Origin of the sequence: Methanobrevibacter curvatus, assembly GCF_001639295.1 — an archaeon.
In the GTDB taxonomy this organism is placed as follows: Archaea; Methanobacteriota; Methanobacteria; order Methanobacteriales; family Methanobacteriaceae; genus Methanoflexus; species Methanoflexus curvatus.
The window spans coordinates 20,202-31,555 of sequence record NZ_LWMV01000094.1 but is presented as its reverse complement, the minus strand read 5'-3'; the positions used below and the strand labels follow the sequence as shown (position 1 = coordinate 31,555).

The 11,354-nt window shown below is 33.4% G+C and carries 13 protein-coding genes; all 13 read right to left on the bottom strand.

Features of this window, described 5'->3' with window-relative positions; all coding sequences use genetic code 11:
* Positions 1-1,001: 1,001 nt before the first annotated feature.
* The 13 genes from mtrH to mcrB all read right to left on the bottom strand — a co-directional run bounded on the left by mtrH (position 1,002) and on the right by mcrB (position 11,268).
* Positions 1,002-1,934, bottom strand: a complete 933-nt coding sequence (gene mtrH / locus MBCUR_RS02410; RefSeq protein ID WP_067089768.1) for a tetrahydromethanopterin S-methyltransferase subunit H — start codon at positions 1,932-1,934, stop codon at positions 1,002-1,004.
* 120 nt (positions 1,935-2,054) lie between these two features.
* A complete protein-coding gene (mtrG, locus tag MBCUR_RS02405) occupies positions 2,055-2,282 on the bottom strand; it encodes a tetrahydromethanopterin S-methyltransferase subunit MtrG (RefSeq protein ID WP_067089765.1) in 228 nt (75 codons plus the stop codon).
* A gap of 11 nt (positions 2,283-2,293) precedes the next feature.
* Positions 2,294-2,500 carry a tetrahydromethanopterin S-methyltransferase subunit F gene (locus MBCUR_RS02400; protein WP_067089763.1) on the bottom strand — a complete coding sequence of 69 codons (207 nt, stop codon included), beginning with the start codon at positions 2,498-2,500 and terminating at the stop codon, positions 2,294-2,296.
* A gap of 15 nt (positions 2,501-2,515) precedes the next feature.
* Positions 2,516-3,250 carry a tetrahydromethanopterin S-methyltransferase subunit A gene (gene mtrA, locus MBCUR_RS02395; protein ID WP_067089760.1) on the bottom strand — a complete coding sequence of 245 codons (735 nt, stop codon included), beginning with the start codon at positions 3,248-3,250 and terminating at the stop codon, positions 2,516-2,518.
* Entirely contained in the window at positions 3,251-3,571 is a 321-nt protein-coding gene (locus MBCUR_RS02390) for a tetrahydromethanopterin S-methyltransferase subunit B (protein WP_067089758.1), read from the bottom strand. It lies immediately after the preceding gene.
* Between the two features lie 14 nt (positions 3,572-3,585).
* Positions 3,586-4,419: a tetrahydromethanopterin S-methyltransferase subunit MtrC gene (mtrC, locus tag MBCUR_RS02385; protein WP_067089755.1), complete on the bottom strand. Its 834-nt coding sequence runs from the start codon at positions 4,417-4,419 to the stop codon at positions 3,586-3,588.
* Positions 4,419-5,147 (bottom strand): tetrahydromethanopterin S-methyltransferase subunit D, encoded by a 729-nt coding sequence (gene mtrD / locus MBCUR_RS02380; RefSeq protein ID WP_067089753.1) that lies wholly within the window; start codon positions 5,145-5,147, stop codon positions 4,419-4,421. The genes mtrC and mtrD overlap by 1 nt, the downstream gene beginning before the upstream one ends.
* 16 nt (positions 5,148-5,163) lie before the next feature.
* Positions 5,164-6,039 carry a tetrahydromethanopterin S-methyltransferase subunit E gene (gene mtrE / locus MBCUR_RS02375; protein ID WP_067089750.1) on the bottom strand — a complete coding sequence of 292 codons (876 nt, stop codon included), beginning with the start codon at positions 6,037-6,039 and terminating at the stop codon, positions 5,164-5,166.
* 130 nt (positions 6,040-6,169) lie between these two features.
* Positions 6,170-7,825: a coenzyme-B sulfoethylthiotransferase subunit alpha gene (gene mcrA, locus MBCUR_RS02370; protein WP_067089747.1), complete on the bottom strand. Its 1,656-nt coding sequence runs from the start codon at positions 7,823-7,825 to the stop codon at positions 6,170-6,172.
* Between the two features lie 13 nt (positions 7,826-7,838).
* The gene (mcrG, locus tag MBCUR_RS02365; protein ID WP_067089744.1) at positions 7,839-8,588 is read right to left on the bottom strand and encodes a coenzyme-B sulfoethylthiotransferase subunit gamma; all 750 of its coding nucleotides are present in this window, start codon (positions 8,586-8,588) and stop codon (positions 7,839-7,841) included.
* Positions 8,589-8,591: 3 nt separating this feature from the next.
* Entirely contained in the window at positions 8,592-9,188 is a 597-nt protein-coding gene (gene mcrC / locus MBCUR_RS02360; RefSeq protein ID WP_067089742.1) for a methyl-coenzyme M reductase I operon protein C, read from the bottom strand.
* A gap of 167 nt (positions 9,189-9,355) precedes the next feature.
* The gene (gene mcrD, locus MBCUR_RS02355) at positions 9,356-9,802 is read right to left on the bottom strand and encodes a methyl-coenzyme M reductase operon protein D (RefSeq protein ID WP_067089740.1); all 447 of its coding nucleotides are present in this window, start codon (positions 9,800-9,802) and stop codon (positions 9,356-9,358) included.
* A gap of 134 nt (positions 9,803-9,936) precedes the next feature.
* Positions 9,937-11,268 (bottom strand): coenzyme-B sulfoethylthiotransferase subunit beta, encoded by a 1,332-nt coding sequence (gene mcrB / locus MBCUR_RS02350; RefSeq protein ID WP_067089736.1) that lies wholly within the window; start codon positions 11,266-11,268, stop codon positions 9,937-9,939.
* Positions 11,269-11,354: the final 86 nt, after the last annotated feature.

Sequence of the window (11,354 nt, the reverse complement as noted above, 5' to 3'; positions counted from 1 at the left end):
AAAAAAAGAAATATCCTTAAAAATTTAGGAAAAAAACTCAAAAAGAAAGTTTTGACCATTTTGCAAAACCAAAATCTACTAAATCCCCCACCAGAAAAACTACACAAAAAGGTTTTGCCTTTCTCTCTTTATTTAAAAAAAAATAAATAATGAAAATAAAAAAATAAATAATTAAATAAAAAATAATAAAAATAATAAAAAAATTAAAAAAAATCATTTATTTTAAAAAAATATCCATTTTGGTTTATTAATTTGTTTATAATCATAAAGATTATTAGTGATTATTTACAAAAATAACATGTATAATTTTTTTAAGTTATACATTTTAACTACAAAATTCTTTTCAAGAAATACAATTAAAAGATAGTAATCACTAAATTTTTTAAAACTACATCATCAAGCGATTATAGTATTTCTGGGAAAGTTCTCAAATTTTGGAAACAAATTAAACTCTTAATACCATTTACAGTTATAATCTATTAAAATTGATTATTATTAAAAATATATTATTTAAACATGCTTTTTAATTTAATAAATTGATTAAAATTATTGACTTAATATTATAATATTTTTCAGAGTGTTAATGATTAAGAATTTTATCAAATGACTATAATTTTAAAAAAAAGATTGAACAAATAGAAAAGTAAAAATTGTTAGCTAAAAATATGAAAATATGTCAGAATCTTAATTTTTTGCACTAGTTTTTGCAGTTTATTTATATACAATCAACAAATTTCGTCCAATTGGTGTTTGGACTATAAGTTAAGTATTAAATATAAAAATTCAAACAGAAAAACAGTATAATTAACTAAACAATACAAAAAAAAATAGAAAATAGAAACTAAACTAAATAATCAGTAATATTAAATAATATATGGTAAAATCTTTAAAAAAAAGCTAAAAAAAAAACTAGAAATAAAATCATTATCTAAAAAAAGAAAAAGAAAAAATAATTAAGGTAAATAACACTTAATTATTTAAATTTAAAAAAAGAAAAATGTTTAAAGCATTTTATTAATTGGGTGATTTTCTACTGGCTCAGTTCCAATATCTTTAGCAGCTTCAGCTATGAATATATCAGCCATAGCACAAGCAGGGAATGCAATTTTAGCATTTTCAATTGGACCGAAAAGTACAAAGTCTCCACCAGCCATTTGTTGAACAAGGTTAGAACCTATATCACAAACAGGCCATGCTTCTTTATTTTCTTTTTTGTAAGCTCTTAACCAATCCCATGCAGAAGGCACATTGTGAATACCTGAACCTACTGGGTATCCCCATTTACTTTTAACAGCAAATGAAGTTCTAACAGCTACACCAGCACCTTGACCTAAAGGAGTAACAGCTGTATCCATTAATGGCTTGGTTATACCTACATCAGCAGCCATTTCAAGTAAACCTTTGTCGATGGTACCATCACCATCTTCCCAAATTCCAATTTTACCTTCGACTGTAGGATTCATTGGATTGAAACCTAAAACAATAGATGCAGTTAAATCTGTTTCTTTAACAGCTGCAATTTCTTCAGCTTCAGCAGCCATGTTAATTGAATTGTAAATAGCTCTTTCTGATAAACCAGCACTGGAAGCATATTGAGCACCAGCAACTCTTGCATCACCAGATGTAGAATCAATTAAAAATGGTGCATCGGTGAAGTCACCAACAAATTCTAAGTATTTAACTAAAGCTTCTTCAGTTTGACCAAAAACTTGTACTAAACAAGGATTTCCAGTAACATCAGACATTTCTTCCATTGTTTTTATTCTTTCTTCTGCAGCATCTTTATCAAAGACACCAGCTTTTTCATCACTAATGATATTGTGTCCACCGTAAAAGATGGTTCCTGCTAAAACAGTAGGATATTCACCTGGTTGTCCACCAATTTTAACACCAGCAATATCCAAAACTTCTTGTTCTTTATCAAATCTAAACATTTATAAAAACCTCCGTCTAGAGTATTCTATTATCCAAAACGAATTTTTGTATAACGACAAATTATAAGTTTAATTCATTAAGAAAATGGTTAATATTATTCAAATAGTATCATAAAAAAATTATAATAAGTTTACTGAATTAAATAATATATAACCAATTAAGATAATAAGACCTATAATTATACCATATAAAATACCTATATCTCTACCAAGTAATTGACCAAAGTGTTGAGCATATTCCCCAACAGCTGTTTCAATTTTTTCTTCAGCAACATCTAATCTTTCATTAGCTTTATCAAATTCATCGGCAGAAACAAGTACACGAGGTATTGTATTTTCATCAGACATTTATAACACCTCTATACACCAAAAGCTTTTGCTAATAAAGGAATAATAATTACTAAAACAAAAGCTAAGATTAATCCATAAGCAATTCCAGTGATTCTTGTAGCATTTAAACCAGCAAATAATCTACCTTCACGACCAATTAATTTTGCTTTGTAGTTAGTATCTTCAGCAGTATTTCTAATGCCTTTGATATTTGGTTTGTTTGAAAATTTAACCATTATTAAACCTCCTATCTAAATAGATAATGCTCCGAATATAAATAAACCACCTAAAACCAAAGTGAATATTAATCCAATCATAATACCTTGGACTTTACCTGCATAGTTACCAGAAAACATTCTTTGAACTGCACCGATAAATTTCACTTGAGTATTGATGTTTCTAATTCTTGCTTCGAGTAATGCGGTTTCAGCAGCTACAGGGCGTACTTCTTCACCATCATCATCATCTCCTCCAGCATCATCAACAGAAATCACTAAAGCTTCTTCTTCAAAAGCACCAGGATCTTTACTTATGCATTCTTTAACTTTAGATTCGATAGCACCAGCATCTTCACTGTCAATCATATTAACAATTTCAACCTGTTGTTGGAATCTTTCAATTCCTTCATCAGGAATGTTTTCAACATATGGAATAGCTCCAGTAGCACCAACAATACTTCTTTTCTCTGGGTCAACACCATTTTGGTGTAATGCTTCAATACTTTGACCAGTAATGTGTCCTTGTACTTCAGCACCACAAAGAATTAAGAATCTTATATTAGGGTTAGAGATTATATTAGCTACAACCTTTTCAACACCAAGATTTTCTGTTTTGCAGGGTCCAGAGATAGCAGCTCCAGCATTTGCACCTATATCTTCATTGTGAGAAGCAAGAGTGGCAACTGCAACAGGGCTTTCAGGATCTCCAGCTATGTAATCTCCATTTACAATAGGCCATCCTTCTGCAGCTTCTTTTTTATCTGCCATTTAGAAAACCCCCGCTTTGATTAATAAAGGAATTAAAGCAACTAAAATCAACAAACCTATGGTAAATCCATAAGCAGCATTAGTGTATTTTCCTGCAGTTAAATAGACACCTTCTCTTCCAGAATAAGTATTTTCTGGAACAGTAGTTGGGTCTAATGAATCAATTAATTCATCAGCTGCAGCTTCTACAAGAGCAATATTATTATTTATGTCGTCCATGGACAATATTAAAACTTCTCTACCAAGAGCAGCACCTATCACACCAGTTGATGGATCGAGAGTTAAACTGTACTCAGGGACAATTTTTACTAAAGGTAACATTTATATCCTCTCCTCTACTCTTCAACTTTAGGAATTTCAGCATTCCAAGATACTTCAGCAGCTGCTTCGTTAGATGCGCAAATAAATGATTTTAATGAAACAACCCATCCGATTGCACCTATAACTAAAATTACTAACCATGCAGGAACTCCAGCATAAACTAATGATGGGTTAAAGATAGCTAAAATTCCAGTAATAGTCATTACAGAAAATGCAGTAGAAACAGCTAATTTAATAGTTCTAACTTGATTTTCATTTGGTCCAAGACATGCATTAAACGGATGTTGAATAGCCATAGTGACAAATATAAAGAATAATGCTATGAAACCAGGAGCAATAACTTTAGCTAAAATAAGATCTAAGCCATATCCACCAGCAATTGCAGATGAAAATCCTAAAACCGCTAAAGCAGCAGCACCAGAAATTTCAGCAGTACATCTAATTAATACTGCAATTTTCATTTTAACAATAACTTTAGCAACAATACCAACAACAGCACCTAAAATTAAGCCTGCTACTAAACCTAAAACAGGTCCAATAATAGTTAAATTAAGTGTTGCAGCTAATGCAACTCCAACTAATGCTCCAATAATACCTAAAGCAAGAGACATATATCCAATAGAAGGTACTCCAGTACCTAATCCGTAACTTGCAACTCTTCTAATCGCATCAGCACCCCAAATAATAGCACAAACAGCACCAAGAGATCCAAGAACAGGAGCAATAACTCCTCCGAGAACATTAATATCCGATAAGTAAATTCCTAAAAGACCACCAATAACTCCAAGAGCAAGTAATACTTCAGGAGAAATATCTGCTTCAGATGGTCCTCCGCCAGCAGCTGACATTATAAAGCACCTCCAACGATTAAGTAAATGAAAATACCTAATACAATACTAGCAACACCAGAAGCAAGAACTCCTCTTGGTAATCTTTTAAATTTAGGATCGTGAACACCTTCAGTTGTACCACCAATATTGTATGAAGCAATAACAGCATTTATAAAGAATACAGCTACACCTAAAATTGCAGCGAGTCCAGCAATAACAACATTAGATTCTACACCTAAAATTGGTGTAGTGATAGCTTCAGCAAGTGCATTATAAGCAGCCCAGTAGACTAAACCTCCACCAACACCACCAAATAATCCACCGATGACACCACTAACAAAACATCCAGTAGGGACACCATGTCCTTCAGTACCAGGGGTAATATATTTTTCTTGATCAAGACCAGTAATTATATCTTTTTCAACTTTTGCAGATGATGGTACAATACCACAACCATAAACATAAATAATGTTAGCAATAAGCATAGTTAAAGCAATCATTAACATTCCACCAACTGCACCAGCAATACAAACAATGTATACAGGTTGACCAGTCATTGATGCAGCAGTGATTAACCCAGTTAATCCACCACCAGCAGCAAGCATAGCAGTACCTGTACCTACACCAGTTGCAGTTGCCATAGCCGCAGGAGCTCCTCCTACTGGTATGAAGTGAACGCCTCCACCAATAAGAATTCCACCAATAGCGACCGCAATAATTAAAGTAAGAATAGCAGTAATAACCATAATAGAACCTCCTTAATTATTCCTTATATGGTCCATAAGTCTTTCTGGCGAAAACTTCAATTCTATTATTTAAAATAATGAGAATTAGAACAATGATTATACCAGCAACAAGACCACCGTATAAGCCAAATATAACAGTAATCCAGAAACTAATAAATACTAATAACCCGAAACAAATACCAGTTAAAGGTCCACCAAACTTAGCACAGAAATTACCAACATCAATAGAATTTTTTATTCCTACTGAAGATTTAATGTTAATATCACCGTGGTTAGCAACAGGAATACCTCCACCAAATGGATATTGTTGGAATTCACTTTCAGTACCGTAGTGAACATCTCCAGTTGAAGAACCAATAGCACCAAGAGTAATTCCCCACATTACAGCTAAAAGTGGAAGAGGGAATGGATGTGCTAATCCTTCAATAGGTAATGTTATTAAATAAGCAACAGCTACAATAGAGAAGTTTGCTATAAATCCATGACCAGCAATAGGTCCTAATGCTTGGGTTAATGCATCCCAATAGACAGGTTGCCCAAATTGTGATTGACCTACAATCCTACCTAAATGAGAAGTTACAGTATAAATAGTATGAACTAAAGCAGCTACAGATGCACCAGCAGCAATAGCGATTACAGGGTTTAAATTGAATAAATGTAAGAACAAATATGCAACAGAACCTGCAACACCAGCCCAGACACCATAAGCGACGGGTTCACCAGATGTAGCCTTATTTATAAATCGATGTAAATGTCCCATTTGTGGAGCTAATTGAACTTGTGAGTTAGGGTTACTTTCAGAACCAATATCAGTTTCAATATCTTCAGTTGCACCAGCAATAGTAGCAGCTGCACCCATTAATGCGACAACACCTAATGTTATAGGGTCCATATTTTTCCTCCTTAATCTTTATTAAATTAATAATGAATAGAACATGAAAAAAATTAATCATTAATACAAATTAACATGCAAAAGAATTTTTTTTGTTTAAAAAAAAAAAAGAAAAATAGGTGTAATACACCTATTTAGCTGGAATAATAATTGATCTTTCACCATCAGGTTGGAATTCTCTTAATGCACCTTTTGCAATTTCAGCACGAGGTTGTGAGAAGTCGAAACTTAAGTTTTTGTCAGCAAATGCAATTTTAATTAATGGGTTAAATGTAAATGCATCTTTTCTTGCTGCGTGAGGAGCTTGAGCAATACCAGAGTATTCTCCTTGATGTCCTACGTTCATTGCATAGTTAGGATAATTTGGACCTCTTAATTCAACAGGTAATCCTTCGTCATTTCTAATTGAAAATACATTGGATGCACCACATTGATCTTGTAAATCGTAGCCATAGAATCCTAATCTAGAATGTTGTTCTTTGTGTAAGTACATGGATAAGTACCAAGCACTTAAACCAGTTTGTGAGTTTCCAGTAGCAAATGCTGTGGAAATACCAGCTGCAGCTGAAACAACGGAAGCTCTCTGAGAACCACCAAATTGAGTTTCAAGTAAAGCAGGATATTCTTCATATTGTTCTAAGCCGTAGAAGGTTACTTCAGTACCTACATCAAGGACTGTGTCCATGTTGTTAGGTGCTTTGGTGAGTCCACCATATTTGTCTTCTACATATTCTTTACCATAGTAACAGAAGTCATCAAGAACATTGTCAGTATATGCAGCAGATGCATATTGGGTAAATCCAACACCACCAGACATGTAAGAACCTAACCAAATTTGATCGTAGATAGCAGCTGCTTGAGCTACAACATCTAATGATACTCTAACAGGATCATCAGGGTTAATTCTTGAAGATTGGCAAATATCTGCCATATACCCGAAAGCTACACCTCCAGGTTCATTTTCAGCTCTTGCTCTTCTAACAGGCAAGTAAGTACCCATATGGATAACTTCTGCGTGTTTGGAAGCATAAGCGAAATCTCCAGTTGCACCTTCACCAGCACACTGATTGTATGCAGAAATCATTGACATACCTATTTGCATAGCAGACCAACGTGAAGTTGTACCGCCATCACAAACACGACCAACAATTGAAGGAATTCTTACTACTTGCCAAATGTTATCTCCAACTTCAGCTTTTAAAGCAGCAGCTTGTTCTTCATTGAACTCTTTGTTAATATCTAAAACATATGCTTTATCAATTTCATCAGCTAATTCATCATCACCAGTGAAAATTTTAACATAACTGTCTGCAACAAGTAATGGGTTGGTTTCAACCATATGTTCTTGTACAACAGCTGCACCAGGCATAGCATGGTTAACAGTTTCTAAATAATGAGTAATGGTTTCTGGAGTTACTTCCATACCTAATCTTTTTTCTATAACATTGTGAGCAGTGTTCAAACCTACAATAACGGTTCTTCTAATGTCATCCCACATTTGTTGAATAGCTGCATTATTTACAAAATGGAAATCATCACCTTCAACATAAGTGTCGGTAGTAGAAACTTGATAAGGCATTAAAGCTCTTTGTCCTAATGGAGATCCTACATCTGGATTGTATTGAGGAATACCTCTTTTTTCTGCTATTTCTTTACCAGCATTAGCAAATTCGGTTTTCCTTTCAGATTGTGTCCATCCACCTAAGTTGTAAAAGGTAGTGGATTTTTCTGTAGGGTCTTCTTTAAACTTTTTATTTAATGCATCTATAAACTTTTTATCAGCCATAATAATTACCTCCCTATTCAGGGCAGAATCCTCCTTCGGATCTAGCTACATGAATTCTGTGTAAAATTTCAACAGCATCTTTATCATCTTTGTAAGCTTCGCCATCTACTCTGTAAATAGTGGTTTTTGCTTTTAAAGTTTCTTCGTCTAATGGTTCGCCTAAGACAACAGGTTCATCTAAAACTTTACCAATTTGATCTTTAACAGCTTCGACTTTACCAGTTTCTTTATTGTAAAGTTGTCTTCTGAGCATATCAAACATAACCCCATTTTCATCAAGCCTTAAAGAGTGTCCGTGAACTGATTTTCCTCTGATACCTGTTCTTGCAGGGTCAAAATATTCAGTTTCTAATAATTCCTTAGAAATTCTTTCAAGGTCTCTTTCTCTTGCTTCGACGATTTGTCTTCCAGATAAAGTACCTGCATCGACTCCTCTAAATCTATTTAAGTAAGATCTTGATCTTAAGAAAGGTTGAGCTGGAGCAAAGTACATTGAATCTACAAATTGAATGTATCTTACACGGTCACCAGCTTTTGCACCATCAATAGGTGTTACAATTTCTCTGATATAATCTTCAGGTTCATCCATTTCATCTAATGGTGGATGAACACTCTTGTATTCTTCCCCAGGAGCTCTGTGACCTAAGATTTTTACTACGCCTTCGTCGGATATTTCTCTTAATTTTTCTAACTCATAATCTGGGTCAGAAAAGTTTCTTCTGTTTTGAGCAACCTGTGAGGTTCCTGGATAATATTGTGCCATAAATCATGCACCTCCTAATGCTAATTTAACTTTTCTAATAATCTCATCTAATTTTTCTTGAGGACAAGTTTCCCCTCTAATAACTCCATTAACAATATTTATAATTGTCCCTTTGGTTTTTACTTCCTTTGGCATTATATTATTAGTTTTAATACCAATTTTAGCAAAATCCTCAAAATCAACAGGGTATTCGCAGATGATAACACATGGTTTATTAATGTTCCTTAAAATCAATCTTGCTTTGTAGATAATATGATTTCTAACTCCACCTAAATGTATTACTAAAAGCTTAAAATTATCCATTTGATTTATTTCCTTTTCAGTTAAACCAAATAAACTTCCACCAGCAGCATTTGGTGTATCAGATGGAACACCTGAACCAGAATTTAAAATTATAGTGCTGGTTAATACATTGGCTTCACGAAGAGCAAAGGTTATTTCACAGACAGGTTTTGTTATGTGTCTTCGGCCAGGAGACATTGCAACAGCCAAAACATCACTTCCACACTGAGCAAAAGTGCCTCTTTGAGCAATTCCTCCACCTTCACCTAAACCCATTGTCTCACGACAATCAACAACATGTGTTACTCTTCCAATCATAAAAATCTTGATTTATGTATTATAAATATCTGCTTTAAACTTAAAATTTATAATTTAGATTAAGTTTTAAATTATAGATATTAAAATTAGGGTTCAAAATATTAAATTATTATAATTATATACAAAATTATTAATTATTTATAAAATTATTAATTAATGCAAAATTATTAATTTCCATCTTTTTTTAGAATTGTTAATCTATCAGATAATTTTGCTGACTGATCTGTCATTCCAATATATTCATCAGGAATCTTTTCATCTCCATATTTCATATGGTCTGTAACTGTTTTTTGGGTTCTCATAAACTTTCCAATATTTATTTCAAAACCAAAAGGAAAGGCATCTTGACAAATATTTTTAACTTCGTCTATAGTAGACTCTTGAGAAATTTCTACAAAAATTCTACCTGTTTGAACCTTAAGATCTATTTCTTTACCTTGAACATTAATTGTTCTTTTTTCTCGATATTGAGGAGGTAAATCCAAATCTTCAGGAGGAAGTCTAGGACCATTGATTACAGTACGATGAACATCATCTAATGCTTCAATTTTGTTAAGAACAAGTTCAGTAGTATCTGCACTTAAAATTCTATGTGGAAATATTTGAATATCCATAATATCCTCATTTTAACTAGATTTTATAATAAATTTAATTATAACGCTTATTTAGTAAATCGAACAGTAAATTGAAAGAACAAAAAACAATCAATTATCTAAATACACATAATTAAAAGTTTTATTGAGATTAATTAGACTTTGCCTTTTATATCGGCAGCTGCCTCCACGACATATTTCAACGGTTCACGGAACTCATCTACAACACTGAATACTTCTTTGATTAATCCAGAAGTAGATTCAGGTGAAAACAATTGAGTACCTGCATCTAAGCACATTGCAGCAACAACAGGTGGGATACAGAATCCTTTACTGTGTCTTGTAACAACGTGATTACCATTAAAGAGACCAGGGCCTCCTCCACCATAAATAGAGTGACTGAAGAAAGAGAATCCTACAGCAACACCTTCTGCTCTACCAAAGTCTACACCAGGAAGACCTGTTGCAAACTCAATTGAATCATTGAAGTAGAGTAATGAGGATGGGACACCTTGAGCAGCTCTAGCAGAACCTACATTAACCATAACAGCAGCAGTAGCTCCAGCAGCAGCATATGCATTCCATTTAGCTAAATCATCAGTTCCATATACATTAAATCCATTTAAGTCTTTTTCTACTTTAATTACACCATCAGCAGCAGCCCTATCAATAGTTGAATTCATAACAGAGCCAATAGTTCCATCAGTTGCACTATCTTGGACAAATCCAACAACTAAGTTGTCAGCATTGAATCCTTGATAAGCTAAGCCTAATAAATGTAATCTTTCAAATGCACCAATTGCATCGCCCATTTCAAACATAGCAGTTTGTTCTAAAATACTGGAAAGTGCAGTACCTTGTAAACTGTTTTTCAATGTAGCAGCAGCAACATGATTAGCAGTAATATTCCTTAAAGCATAACCTGGACCTTCAAGTTTTTGTGGAATGTCTAACATAGTTGCAATATTGGATCCCATATAATCTACTGATTGAGGATATCTACCTAAAATTGCAGCTTTAACCATGTTCGCATCATAGATACTAATATCAAATTGTTTAATTAAAGATTGTACTAAAGCAGTTGATGTAGCTAAAGTAGCAACTGAATATTCAGCAGCTGATTCTAATCTTGCAGTTGGGATTTGTACTAAAATCCTTTTACCACCAGAAATAGGTTCAACTTTTGTATCATCATCGTCTGTAACTTTAATCATGTCTTTTAAAGAAGCAGCGATGGCATCAGCATTTGCTACAATATCAAGATCTAATTCTCTACCTAATATCTTACAAGCTTTTCCACCTACAGCTGCTGTCCTTAAGGAGTTTTGAATTCCTTCTAAGTTTACAGCTACAGTTCTCTTAACACCACTAACAATGCTTTTTATCGCAGGATTCCGTAGTGGGCTTAGAGCTTCGATAGGCACATTAGACTCTACTAAATTACCTCTATCGTCGTATAAATCGACTTTATCATCAAACTTCGCCATTATTTCCCTCCTAACTAAAAATAGTTAAAAAAATATACCACACAACACCAAGAAAATCTTAAAAAACTTTAAAATAATTTAAGAAC

Coding starts and splice junctions, on each gene's coding strand:
- mtrH (WP_067089768.1), bottom strand. CDS start 1,934: ATGTTTAGATTTGATAAAGAACAAGAAGTTTTGGATATTGCTGGTGTT.
- mtrG (WP_067089765.1), bottom strand. CDS start 2,282: ATGTCTGATGAAAATACAATACCTCGTGTACTTGTTTCTGCCGATGAA.
- MBCUR_RS02400 (WP_067089763.1), bottom strand. CDS start 2,500: ATGGTTAAATTTTCAAACAAACCAAATATCAAAGGCATTAGAAATACT.
- mtrA (WP_067089760.1), bottom strand. CDS start 3,250: ATGGCAGATAAAAAAGAAGCTGCAGAAGGATGGCCTATTGTAAATGGA.
- MBCUR_RS02390 (WP_067089758.1), bottom strand. CDS start 3,571: ATGTTACCTTTAGTAAAAATTGTCCCTGAGTACAGTTTAACTCTCGAT.
- mtrC (WP_067089755.1), bottom strand. CDS start 4,419: ATGTCAGCTGCTGGCGGAGGACCATCTGAAGCAGATATTTCTCCTGAA.
- mtrD (WP_067089753.1), bottom strand. CDS start 5,147: ATGGTTATTACTGCTATTCTTACTTTAATTATTGCGGTCGCTATTGGT.
- mtrE (WP_067089750.1), bottom strand. CDS start 6,039: ATGGACCCTATAACATTAGGTGTTGTCGCATTAATGGGTGCAGCTGCT.
- mcrA (WP_067089747.1), bottom strand. CDS start 7,825: ATGGCTGATAAAAAGTTTATAGATGCATTAAATAAAAAGTTTAAAGAA.
- mcrG (WP_067089744.1), bottom strand. CDS start 8,588: ATGGCACAATATTATCCAGGAACCTCACAGGTTGCTCAAAACAGAAGA.
- mcrC (WP_067089742.1), bottom strand. CDS start 9,188: ATGATTGGAAGAGTAACACATGTTGTTGATTGTCGTGAGACAATGGGT.
- mcrD (WP_067089740.1), bottom strand. CDS start 9,802: ATGGATATTCAAATATTTCCACATAGAATTTTAAGTGCAGATACTACT.
- mcrB (WP_067089736.1), bottom strand. CDS start 11,268: ATGGCGAAGTTTGATGATAAAGTCGATTTATACGACGATAGAGGTAAT.